At 43.2% G+C, this 23,533-nt stretch carries 24 protein-coding genes and 1 tRNA gene; 11 read left to right on the plus strand and 14 right to left on the minus strand.

Annotated elements, in window-relative coordinates:
* Positions 1–75: 75 nt before the first annotated feature.
* Positions 76–564 carry a hypothetical protein gene (locus tag D7322_RS20575; protein ID WP_121126117.1) on the plus strand — a complete coding sequence of 163 codons (489 nt, stop codon included), beginning with the start codon at positions 76–78 and terminating at the stop codon, positions 562–564.
* Here the strand turns inward: D7322_RS20575 and D7322_RS28350 are convergent.
* From D7322_RS28350 to D7322_RS20595, 5 genes are all read right to left on the minus strand, one after another.
* On the minus strand, positions 555–848 hold the full coding sequence (locus D7322_RS28350) for a hypothetical protein (protein ID WP_147430505.1): 294 nt from the start codon (positions 846–848) through the stop codon (positions 555–557). The genes D7322_RS20575 and D7322_RS28350 overlap by 10 nt on opposite strands.
* 18 nt (positions 849–866) lie before the next feature.
* Complete coding sequence (locus D7322_RS20580; RefSeq protein WP_121126118.1) at positions 867–1,073, minus strand: hypothetical protein; 207 nt, start codon at positions 1,071–1,073, stop codon at positions 867–869.
* Positions 1,074–1,293: 220 nt separating this feature from the next.
* Positions 1,294–1,536 carry a membrane lipoprotein lipid attachment site-containing protein gene (locus D7322_RS20585; protein WP_121126119.1) on the minus strand — a complete coding sequence of 81 codons (243 nt, stop codon included), beginning with the start codon at positions 1,534–1,536 and terminating at the stop codon, positions 1,294–1,296.
* Positions 1,537–1,655: 119 nt separating this feature from the next.
* On the minus strand, positions 1,656–2,327 hold the full coding sequence (locus D7322_RS20590; RefSeq protein WP_121126120.1) for a DUF6766 family protein: 672 nt from the start codon (positions 2,325–2,327) through the stop codon (positions 1,656–1,658).
* 23 nt (positions 2,328–2,350) lie between these two features.
* Positions 2,351–2,836: a DUF421 domain-containing protein gene (locus D7322_RS20595; protein ID WP_121126121.1), complete on the minus strand. Its 486-nt coding sequence runs from the start codon at positions 2,834–2,836 to the stop codon at positions 2,351–2,353.
* A gap of 233 nt (positions 2,837–3,069) precedes the next feature.
* On the opposite strand from D7322_RS20595, the gene D7322_RS20600 reads away from it, so the two are divergent.
* Both D7322_RS20600 and D7322_RS20605 read left to right on the plus strand, forming a co-directional pair.
* Positions 3,070–3,813 carry a hypothetical protein gene (locus D7322_RS20600; protein WP_121126122.1) on the plus strand — a complete coding sequence of 248 codons (744 nt, stop codon included), beginning with the start codon at positions 3,070–3,072 and terminating at the stop codon, positions 3,811–3,813.
* A 2-nt stretch (positions 3,814–3,815) separates the two neighbouring features.
* On the plus strand, positions 3,816–4,550 hold the full coding sequence (locus tag D7322_RS20605) for a metallophosphoesterase family protein (protein WP_121126123.1): 735 nt from the start codon (positions 3,816–3,818) through the stop codon (positions 4,548–4,550).
* A 27-nt stretch (positions 4,551–4,577) separates the two neighbouring features.
* On the opposite strand, the gene D7322_RS20610 is transcribed toward D7322_RS20605, so the two are convergent.
* Positions 4,578–5,081, minus strand: a complete 504-nt coding sequence (locus D7322_RS20610) for a hypothetical protein (protein WP_121126124.1) — start codon at positions 5,079–5,081, stop codon at positions 4,578–4,580.
* 319 nt (positions 5,082–5,400) lie between these two features.
* Between D7322_RS20610 and D7322_RS20620 the strand changes: the two genes are divergently transcribed.
* Both D7322_RS20620 and D7322_RS20625 read left to right on the plus strand, forming a co-directional pair.
* On the plus strand, positions 5,401–5,940 hold the full coding sequence (locus tag D7322_RS20620) for a type 1 glutamine amidotransferase domain-containing protein (protein WP_121126210.1): 540 nt from the start codon (positions 5,401–5,403) through the stop codon (positions 5,938–5,940).
* 104 nt (positions 5,941–6,044) lie between these two features.
* Complete coding sequence (locus D7322_RS20625) at positions 6,045–6,293, plus strand: Rho termination factor N-terminal domain-containing protein (protein ID WP_121126126.1); 249 nt, start codon at positions 6,045–6,047, stop codon at positions 6,291–6,293.
* 26 nt (positions 6,294–6,319) lie between these two features.
* On the opposite strand, the gene D7322_RS20630 is transcribed toward D7322_RS20625, so the two are convergent.
* Together D7322_RS20630 and D7322_RS20635 are read right to left on the minus strand one after the other, a co-directional pair.
* Positions 6,320–6,529 carry a hypothetical protein gene (locus D7322_RS20630; RefSeq protein WP_121126127.1) on the minus strand — a complete coding sequence of 70 codons (210 nt, stop codon included), beginning with the start codon at positions 6,527–6,529 and terminating at the stop codon, positions 6,320–6,322.
* A 13-nt stretch (positions 6,530–6,542) separates the two neighbouring features.
* Entirely contained in the window at positions 6,543–7,199 is a 657-nt protein-coding gene (locus D7322_RS20635) for a response regulator transcription factor (protein WP_121126128.1), read from the minus strand.
* A gap of 253 nt (positions 7,200–7,452) precedes the next feature.
* Between D7322_RS20635 and D7322_RS20640 the strand changes: the two genes are divergently transcribed.
* Positions 7,453–7,668: a hypothetical protein gene (locus D7322_RS20640; protein ID WP_121126129.1), complete on the plus strand. Its 216-nt coding sequence runs from the start codon at positions 7,453–7,455 to the stop codon at positions 7,666–7,668.
* A gap of 147 nt (positions 7,669–7,815) precedes the next feature.
* On the opposite strand, the gene D7322_RS20645 is transcribed toward D7322_RS20640, so the two are convergent.
* Positions 7,816–8,376, minus strand: coding sequence for a DUF4230 domain-containing protein (locus D7322_RS20645; protein ID WP_121126130.1), 561 nt, complete (start codon positions 8,374–8,376; stop codon positions 7,816–7,818).
* A gap of 201 nt (positions 8,377–8,577) precedes the next feature.
* On the opposite strand from D7322_RS20645, the gene D7322_RS20650 reads away from it, so the two are divergent.
* From D7322_RS20650 to D7322_RS20670, 5 genes are all read left to right on the plus strand, one after another.
* Positions 8,578–8,651 (plus strand) — tRNA-His (locus D7322_RS20650).
* A 141-nt stretch (positions 8,652–8,792) separates the two neighbouring features.
* Positions 8,793–9,524, plus strand: coding sequence for a DUF72 domain-containing protein (locus D7322_RS20655; RefSeq protein ID WP_245971399.1), 732 nt, complete (start codon positions 8,793–8,795; stop codon positions 9,522–9,524).
* Positions 9,525–9,612: 88 nt separating this feature from the next.
* Positions 9,613–10,707 carry a sensor histidine kinase gene (locus D7322_RS20660; protein WP_121126132.1) on the plus strand — a complete coding sequence of 365 codons (1,095 nt, stop codon included), beginning with the start codon at positions 9,613–9,615 and terminating at the stop codon, positions 10,705–10,707.
* A gap of 147 nt (positions 10,708–10,854) precedes the next feature.
* The gene (locus D7322_RS20665) at positions 10,855–11,373 is read left to right on the plus strand and encodes a YciE/YciF ferroxidase family protein (protein ID WP_121126133.1); all 519 of its coding nucleotides are present in this window, start codon (positions 10,855–10,857) and stop codon (positions 11,371–11,373) included.
* Positions 11,374–11,602: 229 nt separating this feature from the next.
* Positions 11,603–12,076 (plus strand): ankyrin repeat domain-containing protein, encoded by a 474-nt coding sequence (locus D7322_RS20670; protein WP_121126134.1) that lies wholly within the window; start codon positions 11,603–11,605, stop codon positions 12,074–12,076.
* 80 nt (positions 12,077–12,156) lie between these two features.
* Here the strand turns inward: D7322_RS20670 and D7322_RS20675 are convergent, their stop codons facing one another.
* The 5 genes from D7322_RS20675 to treY form a co-directional block, all read right to left on the minus strand.
* Positions 12,157–14,346: a catalase gene (locus D7322_RS20675; protein WP_121126135.1), complete on the minus strand. Its 2,190-nt coding sequence runs from the start codon at positions 14,344–14,346 to the stop codon at positions 12,157–12,159.
* A gap of 13 nt (positions 14,347–14,359) precedes the next feature.
* On the minus strand, positions 14,360–14,911 hold the full coding sequence (locus D7322_RS20680; RefSeq protein WP_121126136.1) for a YciE/YciF ferroxidase family protein: 552 nt from the start codon (positions 14,909–14,911) through the stop codon (positions 14,360–14,362).
* Positions 14,912–15,203: 292 nt separating this feature from the next.
* Positions 15,204–17,024 (minus strand): malto-oligosyltrehalose trehalohydrolase, encoded by a 1,821-nt coding sequence (treZ, locus tag D7322_RS20685; protein WP_121126137.1) that lies wholly within the window; start codon positions 17,022–17,024, stop codon positions 15,204–15,206.
* Between the two features lie 31 nt (positions 17,025–17,055).
* Complete coding sequence (gene glgX, locus D7322_RS20690; protein WP_245971400.1) at positions 17,056–19,176, minus strand: glycogen debranching protein GlgX; 2,121 nt, start codon at positions 19,174–19,176, stop codon at positions 17,056–17,058.
* 3 nt (positions 19,177–19,179) lie between these two features.
* Entirely contained in the window at positions 19,180–23,376 is a 4,197-nt protein-coding gene (gene treY, locus D7322_RS20695) for a malto-oligosyltrehalose synthase (protein WP_121126138.1), read from the minus strand.
* Positions 23,377–23,533 lie beyond the last annotated feature (157 nt).

The raw sequence follows: 23,533 nt of genomic DNA on the forward strand, positions 1-23,533 counted from the left end.
TATTGTATTACTCCAACTTTCCATTGGAGAGGGCAAAGCAATAGGCTTTGTCCTCCTCCTTTAAATAAAATACTTATGGAACAAGCATTTGATTATATCCACGAACTTTTAAACAGACAGATGGCTTTACGGGCGAAAATTGAAGCCAGTCCCATTGCCGGAGAAATTCATTTCCGTTATGCTGACGATTACTACCAAGAAGAAGTTCGTAGCATGGGTCTTGCCATGATACGGGAAGGAATGAATGATGAAGGTGAACAGTTGGTTCTGGATTTTACACAAGAATATTACCCTGATCACCTTGACGATGAGCGTATGTGGATCCAGAAAATGATGCGCTATTTAAATGCGATCACCGATACATTAATCGATAATCTGCATGCTGAAGGCTACAAATGGTTACAGGGAAATGTCGATATGCCCAACGAACACGCTATATTCTATCCCTTATATGAACTCAATGCCGATAGTCTACAATCGCTCGAATTGGCACTTAATACGATTGTTGATCTGAGTAAGCCTGATGAATTAGAAAATCTACAGGGCTGGCTTTATTATCGATGACCCGGAAGGGTTTGACTATGTTCCTGTCGTTGCCAGGCAAGGATACGTTTAACGCTATCCAGTTCGGTGTAATATCGATTCAGCTGTGCACGCCACTGTTGCACATAATTCCTTACTGTCGCGAGCGGGGTCTCCGGTAAAGAGTCCCTTAGACTTGTTGAGTCTATAACTGTCCTACTCAAATCAGGAGTTTGTCCGTATAGCAATGCACAAAAGAGGCTCAGATAGACTAAGCTACCAAGCCTCTTAATGGTGTAGTTTGATATAATTATTCTTGCAGCCATAAGCAGGTGAAGGTTTCGCTATTCAGGTTTTGCTGGGGATGGCTGCCTTTGCAAACTGTCGGTACTGTCCGAAGCGAGCGTATCGCCACCTGCCGGATCCGTCCGCCCATCATCAGGTGTCATGGATGAATCATAAGAAACATTTGCGTCCGTTCCTTTGTTGCTACTATTGTCGCATCCCCATAATCCAAGAAGTAATACGACTAAAAAACTGATCTTTTTCATGTGCAATTGTTTAAGTGTAAACTATTTGGATGTTGAACGCTATAGAAAAAGGAAAAGTTCTTCGAACTTCTACTTTAGGTAGTATCAACAATAACACGTAGTACTACGTTTTCTGGAAATTACAAAATATCCCATGTTCTATTGATATCTTACGCCAATTTCCAGCTACCAGCCCAAGCCGACCTGCCAATACCATCGTAAATCAATCTGTATTCCACGCTTATTCTCCTTTCTTATCACGGTCAAGATTATCCAAAGGAACACCTTGTCCTATAGACGTGCTGTCACGAAGTGTATCCGCAGGACGGCTACGATGGATATTATCTAGCGGAACACCGTGGTTTGTCTTTAAGGTATCTGTCGTGGTCATCGTTTCATTGGCATTTTTATTCGTTCTCTCCTGACACGCACTCAGTAAAAGTGCTATACTAAGAACGCTTATCATTAATTTTGATCTTTTCATTATGTCCAATTTATAGTTGATATTTTTTGAATCATTAAGAGACCAGACCTTTCCATTTCCGCAGATGCAGTGCCTCTGTGGGTTGAGATCTTGTCGATAATTTTTATAGCTTTAACAGATCAGTCCTTTCCGGTTTGCGCATGCGGTGCGTCCACAGGTTTAGATTCTGGCGATCCCTTTTGTCTGAGATAGATGGTAAAGAATACGATTGATAATACGGATAAAAATTCACTCTGCCAATTTTGAAAGGTTTCAAACCAAAACTCAGGCATCAGTAGATAAGCCAATGCAGCATGGGGCGGTAAACCATCAAGTTGCTGTTCCAAATTGTGTTGGCGCCAGCTACCGTAGAAATGTACTGCCCAACTGATCAAAAAAAGCAAAGCAAAGCAAATAAATAACGAAGAACTGTACATGCGCAACAACCATCCTCCCTTCCGTACCGGATAGGGAGCATCAGGTCTGGGTATGGGTTCTCGGTCCACCGCCTCAGGTTCATCCAGCTTTTTGGATTCGGCAGATCCCCATTGCCTTAGTCCAACTGTGAGCATGACATAAAGCGCCATCTGCAAAAATTCACTTTCAAAATTTTCAAAAGTGGCCGAAATAAAATGCCCTGTGTTGAGATAGGGAAATAATGCCATAGGAGCTTGGTGGGCTTCTTGTAGTTCCTCGTTATGTACCTTCCAACCTGTAAAAAATTGCATGCCAAGTGCAAAAATAAAGAGCATTAAGAATACCAGACTTAAACCATTCCGGTATAAGAAGGAATAGGATTTTTTCGTTTTCATAACTGTTACTTTAGAATAAAATGCTATACTTTTGATTTCAATGTGAAACTAATGCGGCCATTAGGTTCCATGAGCGCAATATCAACCTCGTCGAGATGTTTACTGTGGGTTTCCAAACGCAAACTGGTCAGCAAATCTGTTCGGCTGACTCCTAAGCGATCCATCTGGTCCCATTGAATCTGATCGTTTTTATACAATACTACTGGTTTCCCTTTAACAAGATTCCCTAAATAAGGAAGGCGGGTCGAAACTTGCGCCAGTACTTTATTCACAATAATCATCACGAAACCGGCAAATACCGTTGACATAAAGGGTGAAGCACCCACAATGCCCCGTGCTAATACCGCACCTAACACAATAATAATGACAAAATCGACGTCTGATTTTCTACCCAATATTCTGATACCCCCCAAACGAACTAAAAGCAGGGCAACGATAAACATCATAAAGGCGCGCACGCCCATCTGAACCATGTTGAGCTCCTCGCCCATGCCAAATAAACTTTCCATTATTTTTTTGTTTAGTTTTAATTTGTTCAATAAGCAAAAAGAAAGCTGTTTATCTCGCTATTTATTTTTTAAAACAGTTCATCTTGCTCTTAATAGAACATCATTCAGCGTTAAAACAGTTTGCGTAAATGGAAATCAAGTACTTATACTCACCTCATATGTGGGGAATACCTTTTCACGATCCAAATCCAAACTACCTAGATTAAATAGCTGTTTAAGGTAAAAACGATACTATGATAGATCTTGATAATCCCCCTGAGGAGTGCATCGCATTCTTCCAGGATACACTACAGCTTTTGCACACAAGTGGCAGCCCATTTTTGGTTGGTGGTGCGCTGGCGATGTTTCATTATACGGGGATTATTCGTCCCACCAAGGATCTGGATATTTTTTGCAAGAGCAGTGAATATCCGAATATCCTAAAACATTTTGCGGCCAATGGTTATCAGACCGAATTGACCGATGTCCGTTGGCTTGCCAAAATCCATAAAGCTCCCTATTTTATTGACATTATATTTGATAGTGTCAATCATAATTGTACGGTGGAACAGGATTGGTATGAACGTGCACCTGAAGGGATATTATTTGATACACAGGTGCGCTATGTTCCGGCTGAGGAACTTGTCTGGTGCAAATTATATGTGCAGAATAGGGAACGTCATGATAGCGCTGATATCAATCATTTGTGGCTTCGCTATGGAAAACAGTTCGACTGGGATCATCTACTGATGCGTATGGACCAGCACTGGCATCTCTTACTCGCACAGCTGATTATTTTCCAGTTTACTTATCCACATGATTATCGTGATATTATTCCAAGGCATTTATTTGAGGAATTGATCAAACGTGCGCAGCAACAGTATGAACTCCCCCCCTGTCTCGAAAAAGTATGTTTGGGCCCGTTGATTGATCAGACACAATATCAAATTGATATCAAAGAATGGGAGTATAAATCATACACCATAAAAACAGTATAGCAATGGCAAAGAAAACAACAATTGCAGCAATAGGTGATATCCATATGAATCAGAGCCAGCATGGAAAATGGAAAACGATATTTGAGGAGATTTCACAGAAAGCCAAGGTCCTGCTCTTATGTGGCGATCTGACAGATACAGGTGATGAAGAAGAAGCCGAAATGCTTGTTACGGAATTGCAGCATTTAAAACTTCCGGTTATCGCGGTGCTGGGCAATCATGACTATGAGAAAGGCCGTCAAAAACAGATCCGTCAGATTCTAACAGACCATAAAGTCACCGTCTTGGACGGCGAGGCAATTGTGGTCGAGGATATCGGCTTTGCAGGCGTCAAAGGGTTTGGCGGTGGCTTTGATCGCTATATGCTCTCAATGTTTGGCGAGGAAGCCATGAAAAGCTTTGTTCAGGAAGCAGTTAATGAGTCTCTCCTATTGGATCGGGCTCTGGCTAGGCTGGAGCAGGAACATACGGATATAAAAAAGGTTGCACTACTTCATTATGCCCCGATTGCGGATACCGTGGCGGGCGAGCCCAAGGAGATTTATCCTTTTTTAGGTTCAACGCATCTGATGGAACCACTTCAGCGCCGGAATGTCGATGTCGCCTTCCATGGACATGCCCATGCAGGAAAATTTAAGGCGCAGTCGCCCACAGGCATCCCCATCTATAACGTGGCTGTTCCTGTGTTGAAGGCCCATCACGGAGATGAAACCAGTTTTGCCCTTATCGACATCTAGCGTGACACATAACCTTTCTGGTCCAGCTCAATTTACATCTCCTTTTGAAGCGTCTTTTCGTTTTAAGATCTGCTTCAACTGGGCATGCAAAGTGATCATATTCCCTACAAGAAGCCGTTCTTTTAATCCTGCCCGAAAACGTTTTTTCATAATGCGCTTTACCAATTGGTGACTTACCTCGCCTTTTTCCTGCACTTTCCCAAGCCAGCGGAGCGAGAAAAATGCGAGTATGGAAGCCAGCAAAAATAGAAAGTTCCATTCATGCAAATAAATCAATTTTGCGACCGACTGCAGATTAGGGCTTTTCCAGGAGATACTGATCTGTAGTTCACGCGTGGCGAAATAGTCAACCAACAAACCGCCCAATACTGGTCCCAAGGCCGTAAAAAATGAAGCGACCATATTTTTTACGGTAATATAAATAATGGCATCAGTTTTTGGTGCAAGTTTCAGCCCGATATTGGTGAGCGCCAGATTAATGCCGCCCGTAGAAATTCCCGTCATGACGTGCAATAGCACCAAAAGGATCATATTAGGCAGTGCCCGGGAAAGGCAACAAATTTGTCCACATAATCAAAGCGCTTTATGAATGGTTCCATGTGCGGAAGACCGATAAAGTATAAGGTCGACTTCGGATAATTATACTTCATTGTGGCAATAGCTGGCATAGCACAAAGCATATCACCCAATTGAAGCGTACGGAAAACAGCTATTTTATGCATCATGATTGTTTACACAATGGACATCACCTGGGGACAAAGCGTTTGCCACGAGACGGTATAAATTACTATTTATACAAACTTTCCTACGGAAAGATCCGTTCCATGTATATACACTAACATATAATTACATGGAAAAACTAAAAGACAAGAAAATTGCCATACTCGTTGCCGATGGATTTGAAGAGATCGAGTTGAGCAGTCCAAAAGAAGCATTGGAAAATGCTGGCGCCAAGACCTATATTATATCCCCCTCAAAAGATAAAGTCAGGGCTAAACAAGGTGATGAATGGTCAGGCGATTACCCCATAGATGTTAATCTGCAAGAGGCAGAGGAAAATAAATACGATGCACTGCTCTTACCAGGCGGGGTAATCAATCCGGATAAACTACGGACTAATAAATCTGCCATTGCACTGGTGAATGCATTCTGGGAACGTGACAAACCCATCGCTGCCATCTGCCATGGGCCTCAGCTGCTGATCAACGCCGATCTCGTACGGGGTAAAAAGATGACTTCGGTAGAAGCCATAAAAATGGACCTGATCAATGCAGGGGCCGATTGGGAAGACAGTGCCGTGGTTGTAGATGAGGGACTGATAACCAGCCGTACGCCAGATGATCTTCCTGAGTTCAATAAAGCAATGATTAAAGCATTCGGAAAGGTATGATCTTTGAAAAGGCGTAGAAGTACAGCATATTTACGTAATAAATCGGTCAACGTTTGAGGTCATGAAGCTGTTCAAGTAATAAGTAATACATAAATCAACATATTATGAATACGGCAAAACATACGGCCAGCAGCACGTCCAAAGGACAGGCGCAAGGCAACACCAACAAAAGTAAAAGTATGAACTCAAGTCATGCAAAAAGTTCATCTACTCCAAAGAGTGCCGAAAATGGTAGTGCTAGTAAAACAAAGGACGAACTCTTGCAAATGGCGAAAAAATTGGAGATTATCGGCCGCCATGACATGAGCAAAGATGAACTGATCAAGGCAATTGACAAGCACAAAAAGAATTAATGCATAAAAAGGTGATCTGTTAGAGGTCACCTTTTTTTACCTTTTTCGCTGGGCTGGTCCGTGGGATCATTCGGCATATCATTAAGTTGCTCTGCCTGCGGATCCACCCCCGCCTCTGCATCACCATCGTCTTTATGATTCACCTTTTTTTGCACTTCTCCTTCTACTCCGAGTTTGACCTTTTTCTTCTTTTCCATTTCCTTTCCAATCAGCCTATTTTCATTTTTTGTTGCCATAATTGTTTAATTTTTAGTGTAAAAGCATATGATGAAAGCCAAACCGAACTAGCCCGGCTGTATTTCTTGTATGTGTTTTTTCAATTAGCCGCTGCCGGTGTCCCTCCACCGTACGCTTGCTCAAAAAGATGCGGTCAGCGATTTCGGCATTGGTATAGCCTTCAGAAATCAGTTCAAGTACAGCTAGTTCCCGTTCAGAAATATCGTACTTGGCAAGGATATAGCCCTTATCGGACGTATTTGCTATGTATTGACGATAATTTTCTACGCAAGATATGCCCAACGAGACGCTGAGGTATTTTTCCCCATTTGCGATCTGGCGGATACCAAATAGTACTTCATCGGCAGAACTATCTTTAACCAGATAGCCATCTCCACCTGCGTTCAATACGTCATAGACGGTTTGTATATCATTCAACATGGATAACGCAAGGATTTTTGTTTGTGGATACTTTTCTTTGATATGTGCGATCAGTGAAATTCCATCCATTTCTTCCATCTTAACATCTGTCAGAATCAGATCCGGCCCTTGATTTCTGGTTAAAAAATCAAGGGCCATCTCACCGCTCTCGACATCAGCCAATACAGCCATATCTTTTTGAGACTCCAGAATCAGTCGAAAACCATTTCTAACTAAATGATGGTCGTCTACAAGCATTAACTGTATCATAGCTTTTTCTTTAAATGAACTTAATGTCCTATCGAAATAGGTCCTAATAAAATAGGAACATAGCTAAACTGTAAAAAGTTTTTTACAATGCGAGATAGCCTTTTAGGTGATTTAAATCTGTATATTTTTTCATCGAACAATATGTAGGTAAAATTTTAAATGGCAAACGTTTCCTGATTTACACCTGTTCCATAAAAGAACAGCTATTTTTCAACAAATGGATATAGTGTATTGAAAACAAAACCGAAAGAAAATGAATAAAATGATCAAATCAATTTTTGCGGGTGCTATTTTACTCTCCATGTTTGCCTGTAATGGCGCGCAGACGGATGATCAAAAGTCAAGGGAATTGATGCGTGACTCCGTAGCGAATGACACCACTACGATTCAATACAGGGATACAACGTCAAGCGAATCGCGGGGAGAGATTCCACCAACGCCACAACCGGATACATCAACAAAAAAATAAAACGATTTAATCCCGAGCGTTGTTTATTAACTGATTATAGCATAATTTATATGTGCTCCCCCGTCGGGAGATGGACGGAGATCGATTTATTGTAGGAAGCTAGACACGCTTGTGTCTAGCTTTTTTAATCTCATTTTTACAGCTGATCTATTCAAAAGTCAGGCTGATTTTTGAAAAGCCCAATCCCTGCAATAAAGGTTTGAAGACCGTAGTTGCGTTTGCTTTGGTCTGCTGCAGAATATCAGATTTTTTCACATCATCTGCTACTGCTTTTTCCGCGGTTTTATAGGCTTCATCAACCAATTCGGCTTCTCTAAGAAAAGCCATTTTGGTATCATAAACTTTTGAGGCTTCATGATCTATCTTAGTATAACAGATCTCTGGAGCGGGCAATTTAATGGAAACAGAGTCCCCTATCACCTTGATATCCTCAGGCGTCAGTTTTGTCAGATTGACACAGCCCACAGCATCCGCCTTTACAATGAGCAGTACACTAGCGTCCGGTAAAAATGTGTTGATATTCTTATGTTCAACAACATCACTATAACGGTATTTGACAAGTTCCAACTTACCCATGGCCTCAATACGTTCCACCAAAAGCTGATGTTTGCTTTCGACCTTAGAGCCACTATTATATTTTTGATAGACAAACCATGCTCCTACTGCCAAAATGGCTACAACAATTAAAAATTTTAAAAATTTTCCCATAAATAGTATAATACAAATAATAGACCAAGGTCCAATAATGGACATTTGAACCGAATATGTTACACGAATATTAGCTTTTATCGCCCGATGACATGTCCGGATAAAAATATACCATTTGATAGACAATCGTTTAGTCAAAAAGTTTAAAAAACATTTGGAGGATATGGGGTATAGTACTACTTTTGTGACATCAAAATCACGGTAGGTATAGCTCAGTTGGTTAGAGCACTAGATTGTGGTTCTAGGGGTCGTCGGTTCGAGCCCGATTACTTACCCGAAAGGCGGATCAAATTTGATCCGCCTTTTCTAATTTCAAGGACTTTTTTCTGCTGTCAACCATCCTTCTGCCCTGTCTTTAAAATTTGGCCAACTTTTGATCTTGTTGTGCTGTTCCATCTGTATAGCTTTTGATGATTATGATAAAAAAAGGCAAAATTTTTATAGGGACTTCTGGTTGGTATTACAAACATTGGAAAGCTGTTTTTTACCCGCCAAAACTGAAGAATGAAGACCAATTAAATTTTTATTCCAAATATTTTTCCTCCGCGGAAGTAAACAATTCCTTTTATAGATTACCTACAACGGAAATGTATGAAAACTGGTACAGTCTGGTCCCTGCTGATTTTATATTTGCAGTGAAGGGCAGCCGCTTTATTACACATTTAAAAAAACTTCGTGTTGACGAAGATATTATCGATCAATTTATTCAACGAGCATCCCCCCTGAAGGAAAAACTGGGACCTATCCTATTTCAATTGCCACCAAAATGGAAAGTTAATCTCGAACGCCTGGATCACTTTCTAAAATTATTACCAAGTGATCATCGGTTTGCGTTTGAGTTTCGCGATCATACTTGGAATATTGAAGAAGTTTATAAGGAACTTAGACAGTACAATTGTGCTTATTGTATGTATGATCTTGCCGGATATCAAAGTCCGCAAATTGTAACGGCAGATTTTGTTTATATACGTTTACACGGCCCCGGAGACAAATACGAGGGAAGCTATAATGTCGAACAACTGGAAGGTTGGGCAGATAAATGCATGACCTATCGAAACGAAGGAAAAGATGTTTACCTCTATTTTGATAATGACCAAAAAGCTTATGCAACTCAAAATGGACAGAAATTGCGCTCGCTATTAAAGTAATAAGCTTTTAATCTTTGGCACTGGCTTGATTATTGCAAAGACACATCCGAGAACGATCATCAATTTATTTTCCTTTTTGTTAACCTATATGAAAAAATATCAACAAGATACTTTTCTATTTAATGAAGCGCTCCGCGAGTTGCCTTTAGCAACAGCTATTTATGACAATCCCAACCTCAATATTGGTTTCGCAAATCCAATGATGCTAGCGATCTGGTATTGTAATCAAGATATCATAGGCAATCCTTTTTCAGAGATATTTCCAGGATTTACGCAAGATGGTTATGCAGATTTGCTCAAAAATGTCTGGGAAAGTGGAACAACTTATAACGCATTTGAAGCACCCGTAAATATCTATAATGGAGATTTAAAAATACAGCGTTATTTTAATTTCGAATATAAACCGCTTGTTGACAAAAGAGGTCAGACGTATTCCATTTTGCATACAGCCACAGACGTTACGGAAAAAGTAAAGCTGGCTGAAGTGAAGGCACAAGAACAGCTGCTCAATAATAGTTCCAAGCTGGAGATGATTTCCCGGTCACTTTCGCACGACGTTAAAAGCCCGCTCGCACTTTCTGAGTTTGCTGTTACCTTGTTGAAGGAACGCTCGAATATGCCAGTGAGACGACGCCAGGAGCTGTTTAATTTGATTGATGAATCCCTCCACGACATCAACGATATTATTGAAAGGGTCATCGAGCTGACAGTAGGGCCAATAGCTCAACTGAAAAGACAGTTTATCCATCTGGACGATGCACTTACATTGTTGTGCCGCGAAGCGAAAGTACTATTTCGTGCCCCCCACATACAATTTATTTTTGGAAATCTTTTTCCGCTCGATAGCGATCCGGCGAGCATTTATCAGATCTTTACTCACTTGATAAATAATGCTGTGAAATATTCTGCTGCCAATAAAAAAGCGCAAGTAGAGATTTATAGTGAAAAGGCAAAAAATGGCCTAATTTACTATATTAAAGATAATGGTATTGGTATTGCGCCACATGAGCTGGAGCATATTCGCTTTGGGCGGCTCCGGCGCGACAGCGCTGGACATTCCCCACACCAAGGCGTAGGACTTGCTATTGTTCAAGAGCTTATGAAAAGACTGAATGCGCAATTTATGATTTTTAGCCGAGTAGACCGAGGGACAGAAATACGTCTGTTCTTTCCGATTAACTGATTGGGCTGTAAATTATTATAAATCGGTAACAATGTATTTATCTTTTCAATATTGATCTTTTCTGGATTTTTATAGACAATAGTCGAATTTTAAAAAGAATCAAACCATCTCTTTTTGGTCGCTGTTCTTCCCATAAAAATCAAGATTATGGCAACATCAAATCAAAACAACCAAGAGATGCCCAATGCACATTTACATGAGTTATTTGTGGATGAATTAAAGGATGTTCTTGGTGCAGAAAAACAGCTGTTAAAAGGGTTAAAGAAGATGAGTAAAGCAGCAGAAAGTGAGGAGCTGAGACAGGCTTTTGACGAACATTACAGTCAAACTGAAGGTCAGATCGAACGGCTAAAAGAAGTATTTTCATCGCTTGGAAAGGCCGCCCGCGGCAAGAAATGCAAGGCGATGGAAGGCCTTTTGGAAGAAGCAGATGAGATTATTGAAAGTTTTGAGGGTGATCCGGCACTAGATGCCGCCCTAATTTCTGCTGCACAAAAGGTTGAACATTATGAGATTGCAAGTTACGGCTGCCTGGTCACGTATGCAAAACTAATGGAACATACTGAAGTTGAGGAATTGCTCCAACAAACATTGGACGAAGAGAAACAGACAGATACTTTGCTTACAGAGATAGCGATGTCAGGCGTCAATGAGTCCGCTTCTTAATAAAAAGCAAAAGCCCAAGATTCGGGCTTTTGCTTTTTGCACTAGTTGTAAAAATATTTTCGTCACCCAGCTATTTTCGACTGTTATCACTACAGCGCGATAGTTTTTCGGTTGGTGGCATATTAAGATTTTCCAAACCCTTGTTCTTTAGCTTTTGTTCCTATAATAACCTAAATACGTAATTTTTATAAACAAGTAATTTTTAGTTATAGATAAAGACAATTCCGATATGACACAGATGACAGAAGTAATTATACATGCTGCCCGGCTAGGCAATGTCGAAGTATTACAGGAGCTCATTCGACAGCAGGTAGATTTAAATAGCCGTGACACCAAAGGCTACACGCCATTAATTATCGCCTGCTATAATAATCAGTTCGCCGCGGCTAAACTCTTGCTCGAATCTGGTGCCGATGTCAACGCGCAGGATAATGGTGGCAATACCGCTTTGATGGGGGTTGCGTTCAAAGGCTATAAAGATATTGCTGAGATTCTGATTCAACATGGCGCAAACTTAAACCTACAACATGGCAACGGCGGTACAGCGCTGATGTTTGCGGCTATGTTTGGCCGAAATGAGGTGTTAAAACTGTTGCTCGACAAGGGTGCAGACCCAACGCTTCTGGATGTTCGCGGGCTTTCTGTATGTGACCTCGCGGCCCAGCAGGGCAATGAAGCTGCGATTGCCATACTGACAAACTAAATAAAGAATCGTTCGGATAAATACCATCTTAAATAGCGAAAGCCCGGCGTATTACCGGGCTTTTTTATGGTTATCTTTTTCTAAGCCGGTACCTGTTTCGGTTTTTCACGCTCCCAAAAGCGGTGCTGTGCAATTGCTTTGACAAATTTCTCAGCCAAGGCACTGGCGTCTTTTTCGAGGATCACTCCCTCTTCAAGTACAGTTTTTTCTGAAAATTCGTCGGGAAGCTTATTGAAGAAATAGGTAGCTTCCAATACTTGAATTGCATCCGCATCCGCTGCAACGGCTTTACAATGTTTAAATGCTTCATTCAGAAAATGTACTGCATTTGCCTCTGCTTCCAGAGTCGCCACACTATTTTTTCCACCAGGCACATATACAGCATCATACAGTACGGATGCCCCGGTCAGGAAGCTCTCTTCGACCGGGATTTTCGTGTTATCAGAGGCAGTGATCTCGCCCAATTTCGGGGCAATAACATGCACCACTCCACCGGCTGCCATAATCGCGTCACTTACCTTTTGCAGGGATACAGAATCGACTCCATCCGCGGCAAGTATTGCTACTTTTCGGCTTTGAATACTATCTTTTATCGTATTTTTCATACTCAATGCAGGTGAAACTTTAACCTTTCCTTCAACTTGTATAGGTTCATAGTCTTTGGGGTCAGCATCAGCAGGTAAACTGTGATTGATCGGTTTTTCGGGTTCCTGAGGCACCTTTAATCCAAGTGCAAAAGCCACTTCAGCAGCCAGGCCTTTATCCACTAAAGACAAGATACCAATCATGCGTTGTCTCACGGCGACAGTTTTTACCTTACCCAATTCGAAACTGAACGCATCAATAATATGATTTTTCTCGGGTTCTGATTGACTGTGGAAAAATAACGCCGCCTGGCTAAAGTGGTCGCGGAAACTATCACTGCGGGCACGCACTTTTTTGGCATCAATACGTTCTTGATAGCTCGTAAAACCACCTTCTGCCTCTTTCACCTGGGCAGGATCGTTACCACCGAGCGAATTTGGCCCATAGCTGGTTTTACCACGGTCAATTCTTTGGCGCATAAACCCGTCACGCTGGTTATTGTGCGATGGGCTGATCGGTCGGTTAATCGGTATTTCATGAAAATTGGGTCCGCCCAAGCGGATGAGCTGTGTATCGGTATAGGAGAATAGCCGCCCCTGCAATAAAGGGTCATTGGTAAAATCTATTCCCGGTACGACATTGCCGATGTGAAAAGCCGCCTGTTCCGTTTCCGCAAAAAAGTTATCTGGATTACGATTGAGCGTCATTTTACCAATTCGCTGCACGGGGACAAGTTCTTCAGGTATAATTTTGGTAGAGTCCAGCAGGTCAAAATCAAATTTAAACTCATCTGCTTCGGGAACGATCTGCACGCCTAGCTCCCATTCTGGGAATGCACCGCTTTCGATAGCATCCCAAAGATCGCGCCGGTGAAAATCAGGATCCTTACCCGAAATATTCTGTGCCTCATCCCAGGCGACGGAATGTATCCCCAGAAGCGGTTTCCAATGAAATTTAACAAAAGTGGCTTCTCCCTTCTTATTAATAAATCGAAATGTATGTACGCCAAATCCTTCCATCATCCGGTAGCTGCGTGGAATGGCTCGATCACTCATTAACCACATAATCATATGGGTAGATTCGGGCATCAAGGAAATAAAATCCCAAAAGGTATCATGTGCGGAAGCTGCCTGCGGAATTTCGTTGTCCGGTTCAGGTTTGACGGCATGGACCAGATCCGGAAATTTCATCGCATCCTGAATAAAAAATACCGGCATATTGTTACCTACCAGATCGAAATTCCCTTCCTGCGTATAAAATTTGACGGCAAAGCCACGTACATCACGGGCCAGATCTGTTGAGCCACGCGACCCTGCCACTGTCGAGAAACGGACAAATACTGGAGTTTCGGTGTCCGTATCGTTTAAAAATGCGGCTTTGGTCAGCTCCGCAAGCGGTTTATAAAGTTTAAAAACCCCGTGCGCGCCAGATCCCCTGGCGTGTACTACGCGCTCAGGAATACGTTCGTGATCAAAATGGGTAATCTTCTCCCGCAGGATAAAATCTTCCAGCAATGTGGCTCCACGGTCACCTGCGCGTAATGAATTTTGATCGTCGTTAATCTTTACCCCCTGATCTGTTGTCATCAGTTGGCCGGACGCATCGCTTATATGCTGACCTAATGATTTTGTTTTTTCGTTTTCAGGCTGTTGGCCCTTTTTTATTTCTGTGTCTCGCTTTTTCATGTTATTTGATGTGTTATGATTCTTCTGCGGCCGTATAGTTAATTTTATTTTCCGCCACCTCAGTGAGCAGTGCGTCAGCTGTTTGTTCCTCGCCGAGCGTCTGCTCAAGTAATACGGCTACTTCTTGCAGTCCCAGTGTCGCAGCAAGCTGGAGCAAACCACCATAGCTGGCGATTTCATAATGCTCCACTTTTTGTGACGCTAAAATAATTCCCACATCCCGGGTTGCAGTTCCTGCGCCGGTACTTTCGATGATGCCCTCCGCTTCTTTGGTCAGTCCCTCCATTGCATCACATTTTTTAGCCAGTGCTTCTTTGCCCAATAGCTTGAATATCTGCTCCAACCGCGAAACGTGCTCTTCTGTTTCCTTGAGATGATCTTCGATAGCAGTGGCCAACGCCGGTGATGTTGCTGCTTTTATCATTTTTGGCAATGATTTGACGAGATGGTTTTCGGCCCAGTAGAGGTCCATGATTTCATCCAAAAAGAGTTCCTGCAACGCCGGCTCAGCATTAGCCGTAGCCTTAGTTTTAAATTTTGGCTTAGTTCCAGTTTCTTGTTTCATAATTCAACGTTTAGAAGAGTAAATAAACTGATGTTTACTTCATGAACGGATGCCCGAAATAAATCGTTTGCTTTTTTAGGAAAAAAGCAAATAATGGACGGAAGCGTTCAAGCTATGGAGACAAAACTAGGTACAATTAAAAAAGCTAGGTTGGAAAGGTGCCTAGCTTTAAAAAAACTTTCTTCATGACTGGGACAAGCAGTCTTTAGTATAAGGACAATATAGACCGATGTTTAGTTTGTAAAAATTTTTTAAAAATCCACAGGATTTATATGTAACAGCAAAAATCTGATCAGTCCATCGATTCAAATAGCAGCCCGCTATGTGCGGGTGCCGTCAGCTCGTGAGATGATTGTGTCAGTTCACGAGTTATCCTATCTGTTGCCCCTGACAGGCTGTCAAAGATCAATAGCCATTTCTGATCATCGTCCAACAAAATGCGTTGTGCTGCTCCGGAAAAATTCATCACAGCTAAGAGCTTTGATTTTGCTTTTCCGGCCCTTAGCAGCAATACATTTTGCTCCGACAGACAATCAACGTTGATATCTTCACGGCTTAGATTCTTTAATACTGGATGCGATTTGCGCAGGGCGATAAGTGTACTGTAGTAAAGATAATGCTGGCGAAAGGGGGACTTTTCCAGTTCATTCCAGTCCAATACTGACCGCTGAAAAGTGGCTTTATCTTGGGGATTAGGTACCTCACCGCTGGTCTGGAATTCTCTGAATTCCTCTTCCCTTCCTTGCTGCACATTTTTGACCAACTGCTGGTCACTGTGGCTGACGAAATATTGAAATGGTTTTTTCGTACCCCACTCTTCACCCATAAACAACAAGGGAATATAGGGGGATAAAAAAACGGCAAAGGCCATTAAGCGAGTCGTTTCTGCGCTATAGAGGCTGCTGCTACGCTCGCCGAACATTCGGTTACCTACCTGATCATGGTTTTGACTAAATACAATAAAACGGTCACCTTCGATTCCGTCGCTGTCCGTTCCGAAGAATCTTTTGCGATGGCTAGAATAACAACCATCAAATACATACGCTTTTTCGTATGCTTTAGCAAGATGAGCGACACCCTCAAATTCTTTGTAGTACCCTTTTCTTTCTTCACCGGCAGCAACTCTTAGCGTATGGTGAAATTCATCGAGCCATTGCCCGTCCATCGCAAAACCATTTACCTCCAGGGGATCCAAAAAACGTCGGTCATTGAGATCGCATTCGACGAATAGGTAACGCTGTTTTCCGCTTTTAGCTACTACGCCATCAGCTAGCCGCCTAATATCCTGCAGGATATGTGCTGGACCGAAATCCTTGATGGCGTGTACAGCATCCATCCTTAAGCCATCGATATGAAAATCTTCAAACCACATCCGTACATTGGCCAGTACGAAATCACGAACCCCATAATTTAATTCGTCGTCGTAATTTACAGCATCCCCCCAGGGTGTATGATACTTCGCTGTAAAATAAGGGCCAAAGGTAGGTAAATAATTTCCTTCAGGGCCGAAATGGTTATAGACCACATCCAAAATAACAGCAATATCTGCCTGATGGCATGCGTCGACCAATTGTTGTAGGCCACGGGCCCCACCATAGGAATTTTGTACTGCAAAGGCATAAACACCATCATAGCCCCAATTGCGTTCCCCCGGGAACTGTCCTACGGGCATGAGTTCCAGGGCATTTACCCCCAGGGCTTTCAGGTAAGGGATTCGATCAATAACTCCGTGAAAATCATGTTTATCACTGAATGTCCCCACATGGAGCTCATAGATTATAAGCTCACGCTGTGCAGGAGCATGATAACGATGATCTGTCCAGGGGTAGTCGAGGTCAATCATCGCTGAAGGGCCATGCACCCCTTCGGGCTGGTATAATGATGCAGGGTCAGGATACGCGGTTCCATCAATAATAATTTTATACCGCTCGCCATGCCGTGGTAACTTGCTATTCGCGTACCAATATCCATACGTCTGTTTTTCAAGTGGTATGACGATCTCCCTTTCGGTTAATAGGCAATCTACTGCGGTTGCCCAGGGTGCCCATATCCGTATATGTGCCTGATTGTCTATCCAGCGCACCCCGAGTTGGGTAACTCCTGTATGTTGCATAGTTTTAACAATTAATTTGTACGACTTTAATTTAGGCGGATATAAATACCAATACAGAGCGTGGCGGAACCACCACAATTTCGTTTGCTGCAAAGGTCTTATGTTCCGTTAGGGTATCCCTATTTGTATCCAACACTTTGGACCAGCTGGAACTATAATTATGATCCGGAAGCTTATAGTCAACATCTTCCCAATAGGCATTAAAAATAAGGTAAAAATGCTGATCCGTAATCTTTTCGCCATTGTGATCAAAAGATCGAATACCCTGACCGTTTAGAAACACGGCCAGTGACCGGGCAAAGTCATTCTGCCAGTGCGAGTCGTCCATCTCGGTTGCATCCGGAAGGAACCAGACAATGTCTTCCAGTCCCGTGCCCCGGATGGGCATTCCCTGAAACCATTTACGCCGGCACAAGGATGGGTGTTCCCGTCGGAAAGCAATCAATGACTTGGTGAAGTTGAGCAGGGAAATATCCATTTTTTCCCAATCAAGCCATGAAATAGCGTTATCCTGACAATATGCATTATTATTTCCTTGCTGCGTACGGCCGAATTCATCCCCGGCCACCAGCATAGGTACCCCCTGAGAAAGAAAAAGCGTTGTCAATAGATTTCGTCTTTGTTTTGCCCGCAGGCTATTGATTTCAGCGTCATCGGTGGGACCCTCGGCACCACAGTTCCATGAGCGGTTGTGATTGTCCCCATCGTTATTATCTTCGCCATTCGCTTCGTTGTGTTTTTCATTATAGGAAACAAGGTCATTCAGCGTGAAACCATCATGGGCAGTGATAAAATTGATACTGGCTGAGGGTGTGCGATTATCCCCTCTGTACAGGTCTGAAGAGCCGGTAAGACGATTGGCAAATTCACCGATCATGCTGTCTGCGCCGATCCAGTAATCACGTATACAGTCTCGGTATTTTCCATTCCATTCGGCCCATCCCGGCGGAAACTCCCCCACCTGATAACCGCCCTCGCCAATGTCCCAGGGTTCAGCAATCAGTTTTACCTGTGAGATAACGGGATCCTGATGGATAACGTCAAAGAAAGAACTCAGTTTGTCCACATCATGTAGTTCGCGGGCCAGAGCAGAGGCCAGGTCAAACCGAAAGCCGTCGACATGCATCTCCTGGATCCAGTACCGCAGGCTGTCCATAATCATGCGCAATACATTGGGCTGGCGTGCATGGAGTGTATTTCCCGTTCCCGTAAAATCCATGTAGAATCGTTCATCCTCCGCTAAACGATAATAAGCGGCATTGTCAATTCCGCGGAAGGAAAGCGTGGGGCCCATTTCATTCCCTTCACCTGTGTGGTTATAGACTACATCCAGTATGACCTCAATTCCGGCAGCGTGCAACGATTTTACCATATTTTTAAATTCGGTTACCTGCTCACCATGTGTCCCATTGGATGAATAGCGCACATCCGGGGCAAAAAAGCCGATGGAATTGTATCCCCAATAATTGCTGAGGCCTTTATCCTGTAAATGTCGGTCGGTCAGGAAATGGTGGACAGGCAATAGCTCAATGGCTGTTATCCCCATTTCTTTTAGATAGGCGATTGCCGCTGGATGGGCCATGCCAGCATACGTGCCTCTGATTTCTTCGGGGATATCCGGGTGAAGGGCCGTGAATCCTTTGACATGGGCTTCGTAAATAACAGTTTGATGCATGGGTATACTTGGCGGCCGATCGCCTTCCCAGTCAAAGGCAGTGTCGATGACAACTGATTTGGGTACATATGGCGCACTGTCGGTATCACTGAAACTCAGATCCGAAACTGTATCGCCGATAGCATAACCAAAGAGGGCATCGTTCCATTGTACGGTACCTGATATTGCCTTTGCATAAGGATCTATCAGTAATTTATTCGGGTTAAACCGGTGCCCCTTTTGGGGCTCATAAGGCCCATGTACGCGATAACCATAGCGCTGCCCAGGTTTAAGTCCTTCCAGGTAAATATGCCATACTTGATGAGTTTTTTCTTTTAAGCTGATTTTGGCAATTTCCACCGTTTCCTCCGTGTCACCATACAAACAGAGCTCAACGTTTTCGGCATGTTCTGAAAATAGCGCAAAATTTACGCCTTTACCATCAAATGTTGCCCCTAGCGGATATGGCGATCCTGTATAAATTTTTGGTTCCATCATGAATTATCTATTGTATAGTTGTGTATAATGACGTAGTTTTTTTTTCAATTTTTTGTGAAAGGCCTGTTTTTCCATGCGCCAGAGCCAGTTGCCAGCCGTACTGGCCGGACGGTTCATGCGCGATGAACCATCCAGACCCAGCAAATCCTGCATGGGAATAATGACCGTATCGGCGATGGAGGCATATAGCATCCGGATAAAGGATACATTTATCATTGAAGTATCCATGGACATTCCTAAATAGTTGTCTATTCTCCTGCGTGTCTGCTGATCAATTTCCTGATTATACCAGGAAAGCGTAGTATTGTTGTCATGTGTACCTGTATAGGCGAAACAATGGTTTTCGTACTGGTGTGGGATATGCGGTGAACGCGCCATATCGTCACCAAAAGCAAACTGCAGCACCTTCATTCCCGGCAGTTGGTACCGGTCACGTAGCGCGTACACTGCCGCATCTATATCACCAAGATCTTCAGCGACAAAAGGCATCAACCCTAATTCGGCCTTTAGCTGATCGAAAAAATCTGTTCCCGGTCCCGCAGACCATTTTCCCGCTTGTGCCGTCTGTTCTCCGGCTGGGACCTCCCAGTAGGCCGAAAAAGCACGAAAATGATCCAATCTAACCTGGTCAAATAGTCTACAACTATGCCGCAATCGCTCGATCCACCAGTTGTATTTCACTTTTCTAAGTGCCCCCCACCGATAGACAGGCATGCCCCACAGCTGCCCCTGATCGTTGAAATAATCTGGCGGTACACCGGCAATTGAAGATAGGTTACGTTGCTCGTCCAGCGCAAAAAAATGAGGATGTGCCCATACGTCCACTGAGTCGTAATTCATATAAAAAGGCATATCGCCCAACAGGCGGATGCCGTGGTCGGTACAGTAATGACGGAGATCGTTCCACTGCTGAGAAAAAAGATATTGCCACCATTTGACCATCCGAATCTGATCAGCATGCTCATTTTCGAACAGATCCAACGCTTCCTGATTCCGCGCGCGATATTTTTCGGGCCATTGGTACCAAGGCTGGTTATGATACTGTTGTTTTAACACCATAAACAAGGCAAAATCCGATAACCAACTGGCTTCATCGTTACAGAAATCATCAAATGCGCTACTGTAGACAGAAAACCTTGTATAAGCTTTTTCCAACAACTGATACTTTATTTCGCTGACGGTCTGAAAATTAATCATACCTGCATCTGATACCTTGGCTATACTTAACTCCTTTTTTGTCAGCCATTGCTGTTTAACCAATGCATCCAGATCAATAAAAAGCGGGTTACCGGCCCAGGCACTGAGCGTGCTATAGGGAGAATGCCCCTGCGCTTCTGCTGTTGGCCCCAAAGGTAGCATCTGCCACCAAGACTGACCACTTGCCTGCAGCCGATCGACAAAACGACGAGCTTCGGATCCCATGTCACCGATACCATAGGCTCCGGGCAGTGAACTGAGGTGCATCAAGACGCCGGCACTTCTTTTTTTCGGTTTTTCTTTATATTGCATAATTGCCAGGGGTATATTCTTCAGTATTTTTCCGACAGCGATCTCCGTTTCCTCCCCTTCTACCGCCGCCAGCCAATGCTTCCACTTCAATGGATGTGTTGTCGGCAGCTGTACGGTAGTGTCCAGCCAGTCAAAGGCGCCCGAAATAAAGTGCGATGCTTTACCGATCGCTGCCAAGTGTAACGGAACAACTATTATCAGCCAATCATCGCCATATTTACGCGCAAAGGCCAATATATTTTTTTTATACGCACCCACGACCTTCAGTTTTATATAACTGCTTTGGGCAGATAATGCTGGGCAGCTTTTACGAAGCTCGGTCAGTTTACTAATCAGGGCTAGTTTAATGGCGCCATTCTGCCGTTCGCACCAGAGTGATTCCAGCCTACGATTTTTAGGGAGTGTATCAAGGTCATTCAGTAATTTTTGGCGGCATGCATAGTCAACAGGTCTTCGGTTGTCAGGGTCGACAAAACTGTGATTCCATAATTCAGCCCCCTGATAGATATCAGGCACACCTGGGGCGGTAAATTTTAGTACCTGCAAGACAAGGGAATTTATAATTCCATAATCTATGATCTCCTGCATAAACTGACAAAAATTGGTAAAAAAAGGCCGTTCTTTGTCCAGCAGAAAACGCGCGAAATCGCTCACAAGAGCTTCATAGGATTCATTGGGTTTTTCCCAGCTTGATCGTTCTTTGCCTTCACGCAGGTATTTAACCAGATAATCCAAAAATCGTTTTTCAAATGCTTCTTCCGGTTCTGCCTGAGGTACACCAAAAGGATAGGAGCTCACTAAAGTCTGGTAAATAAAATATTCGTCATTGGGATGCGGAAGATCACGACGATATGCATTCCAGGCCATGTCCTGCCAGATCTGCACCTGCTTGGTCCACTTACTGGCCATGGCCGTGAGTACCGAAAGCCGACAGCGCGCATCCTCCCCCCTCTTTGTATCGTGTGTTGAGCTGGCATTCAATGAAAGCGGCCAGTATTTTTGGCGTTTTTCCATCGCTTTATGGAATTGGCCGATGCTGATTCCAAAGTTACCTGGGTTGTCTCCGACTTCATTGTGACCAATAAAGCGGTTGTACGTGTACATCAACGTATCTTCGATACCTTTAGCCATGACCGGACCGGTAAATTGCATGCAACGTAACAAAAATTGCGTTATCTGAGCTCTATAAGCCGGGTTATCACTCTCCTGGGCAATCTTGAAAAGGGCCCAGGTTCGGGCTAAAGTACGCGGGTCCAAATTAGAATCAGCACTCAGCCTTTTAAAAATTTTGGCGATTATCCGATAGCTCTGCCGCGATAATGGAAAACGATCATCATATATGCGATAAACTGGAAAATTAGCCAAAAATGCCTGTACGATAGCTCTTAGACGCTTTCTGTTCAGCTCAGATTTATCGTCAAGCAAATCTGCCAACAAATTCACGAGATTGGCTACATCCCCCTGCATATACTCCGAAAGGATCAACTTTTTCTTTTCCAGCCGTTGCAGTTTCAGGGGCTTTTGTTCAATAAGAAGTTGCTTATAGTAGGAATTTAGTTTCTTCTTGCCTTTCGCACAGGTCAGGAGATTATTGCATGCGGATAAAAACTCATAGCCAGTTGTCCCCTGTATGGGCCATATCTGCGGTAGAACCTCATCCCGTTCCAGTATTTTTTCGACGACAATATAACATCCAGCACCCAGCCATGCGCGTAGGTCTGTCAGATACTGGGTTGGGTTATACAATCCATCCATATGGTCAATACGTACACCGTCAATTAAACCTTCCCGAACAAGTTGCCGCACCAATTGGTGCGTCTGCTCAAACACATTCGGCTCATGTACATTCAGGCAAATCAGTCCATTGATGGTAAAAAAACGACGATAATTGATACGTTGTTGCGTGTCCCACCAAGGGCAAAGTTCATAAAATTGAGCATCTGCCAGTTCCTGTAAGCTTTCAGGTGAATTATTGATAGCTTCAAGGCATCGGTCAAGCACAGGGTTCGGAACATGCGAAAATATTATTCCGCGCAGCTCCGACCATTCTTCCTGATTTCCATTTGCCTGTGCAGTATTAACTCGAATCAGAAATCCATTGAAGTCATTATGCACTGTTTTCAGGTGATCTGCAAAAATGCTGCAATACGATTCAGGACTAAGGGGGTAGCGATCATCTCCGTACCGCAGGTATAATTTAGCATCATGCTGCACTAAAGCCAGCTCACCTTCCACAATCGCCTGCCTTAGCTCCATTGTCAAGACCGGAACCATTAATTTGCCCGGGGCAAACATATGACCATGATAACAAGTATCGAAATAGCTACTGTAGCTTGAGGCCTTACCAAATTCAAGTATATCCATTAACCAGGTATTCTCAGTATGAAAGGCCATGTGGTTGGGCACAATATCCTGGAGCCATTTGATCCCATATTGATCGAGTTTTTTGCGGATACGCTGCAGGTCTGCAAGTGTGCCTAGTTCAGGATTTAACTGGTTCATGTCCGTACCGTCGTAACCATGACCACTCCCAGGCGTAGATGTCAAGATCGGTGAGGCATAAATCATCGTTACACCCAGCTGCTGAAGATACGGAAGGATGTTCTCGAGATGGGTAAAATTAAAATTTTTATGAAATTGGATCCGATAGGTCGTATGCGGGTAAGTAGATTCTAGTCCTTTTGCATGCATGGCTTCGCTTGATTTTTAATTTACATCAGAACGCTTCCCGTTGAAATTAGTTCGATTTATCCATTAAAAAACATCTGTTAGTATCTTAACTACTGAATGTCAAATTGTTAAAAAAATAATTTAAAATTAAAACGATTCCAATTTATGCGGCGTTCTT

Origin of the sequence: Sphingobacterium puteale, assembly GCF_003627955.1 — a bacterium.
Classification (GTDB): Bacteria; Bacteroidota; Bacteroidia; order Sphingobacteriales; family Sphingobacteriaceae; genus Sphingobacterium; species Sphingobacterium puteale.

Excerpts from the sequence above, each read along its gene's own strand:
- D7322_RS20605 (WP_121126123.1), top strand. The coding sequence starts at position 3,816 with ATGGCAAAGAAAACAACAATTGCAGCAATAGGTGATATCCATATGAAT.
- glgX (WP_245971400.1), bottom strand. The coding sequence starts at position 19,176 with ATGATGGAACCAAAAATTTATACAGGATCGCCATATCCGCTAGGGGCA.
- D7322_RS20640 (WP_121126129.1), top strand. The coding sequence starts at position 7,453 with ATGAATAAAATGATCAAATCAATTTTTGCGGGTGCTATTTTACTCTCC.
- D7322_RS20655 (WP_245971399.1), top strand. The coding sequence starts at position 8,793 with ATGATAAAAAAAGGCAAAATTTTTATAGGGACTTCTGGTTGGTATTAC.
- D7322_RS20620 (WP_121126210.1), top strand. The coding sequence starts at position 5,401 with ATGGAAAAACTAAAAGACAAGAAAATTGCCATACTCGTTGCCGATGGA.
- D7322_RS20585 (WP_121126119.1), bottom strand. The coding sequence starts at position 1,536 with ATGAAAAGATCAAAATTAATGATAAGCGTTCTTAGTATAGCACTTTTA.
- D7322_RS20660 (WP_121126132.1), top strand. The coding sequence starts at position 9,613 with ATGAAAAAATATCAACAAGATACTTTTCTATTTAATGAAGCGCTCCGC.
- D7322_RS20630 (WP_121126127.1), bottom strand. The coding sequence starts at position 6,529 with ATGGCAACAAAAAATGAAAATAGGCTGATTGGAAAGGAAATGGAAAAG.
- treZ (WP_121126137.1), bottom strand. The coding sequence starts at position 17,024 with ATGCAACATACAGGAGTTACCCAACTCGGGGTGCGCTGGATAGACAAT.
- D7322_RS20670 (WP_121126134.1), top strand. The coding sequence starts at position 11,603 with ATGACACAGATGACAGAAGTAATTATACATGCTGCCCGGCTAGGCAAT.
- D7322_RS20580 (WP_121126118.1), bottom strand. The coding sequence starts at position 1,073 with ATGAAAAAGATCAGTTTTTTAGTCGTATTACTTCTTGGATTATGGGGA.
- treY (WP_121126138.1), bottom strand. The coding sequence starts at position 23,376 with ATGCATGCAAAAGGACTAGAATCTACTTACCCGCATACGACCTATCGG.
- D7322_RS20625 (WP_121126126.1), top strand. The coding sequence starts at position 6,045 with ATGAATACGGCAAAACATACGGCCAGCAGCACGTCCAAAGGACAGGCG.
- D7322_RS20590 (WP_121126120.1), bottom strand. The coding sequence starts at position 2,327 with ATGAAAACGAAAAAATCCTATTCCTTCTTATACCGGAATGGTTTAAGT.
- D7322_RS20595 (WP_121126121.1), bottom strand. The coding sequence starts at position 2,836 with ATGGAAAGTTTATTTGGCATGGGCGAGGAGCTCAACATGGTTCAGATG.
- D7322_RS20635 (WP_121126128.1), bottom strand. The coding sequence starts at position 7,199 with ATGATACAGTTAATGCTTGTAGACGACCATCATTTAGTTAGAAATGGT.
- D7322_RS20575 (WP_121126117.1), top strand. The coding sequence starts at position 76 with ATGGAACAAGCATTTGATTATATCCACGAACTTTTAAACAGACAGATG.
- D7322_RS20600 (WP_121126122.1), top strand. The coding sequence starts at position 3,070 with ATGATAGATCTTGATAATCCCCCTGAGGAGTGCATCGCATTCTTCCAG.
- D7322_RS20665 (WP_121126133.1), top strand. The coding sequence starts at position 10,855 with ATGGCAACATCAAATCAAAACAACCAAGAGATGCCCAATGCACATTTA.
- D7322_RS20610 (WP_121126124.1), bottom strand. The coding sequence starts at position 5,081 with ATGATCCTTTTGGTGCTATTGCACGTCATGACGGGAATTTCTACGGGC.
- D7322_RS20680 (WP_121126136.1), bottom strand. The coding sequence starts at position 14,911 with ATGAAACAAGAAACTGGAACTAAGCCAAAATTTAAAACTAAGGCTACG.
- D7322_RS28350 (WP_147430505.1), bottom strand. The coding sequence starts at position 848 with ATGGCTGCAAGAATAATTATATCAAACTACACCATTAAGAGGCTTGGT.
- D7322_RS20645 (WP_121126130.1), bottom strand. The coding sequence starts at position 8,376 with ATGGGAAAATTTTTAAAATTTTTAATTGTTGTAGCCATTTTGGCAGTA.
- D7322_RS20675 (WP_121126135.1), bottom strand. The coding sequence starts at position 14,346 with ATGAAAAAGCGAGACACAGAAATAAAAAAGGGCCAACAGCCTGAAAAC.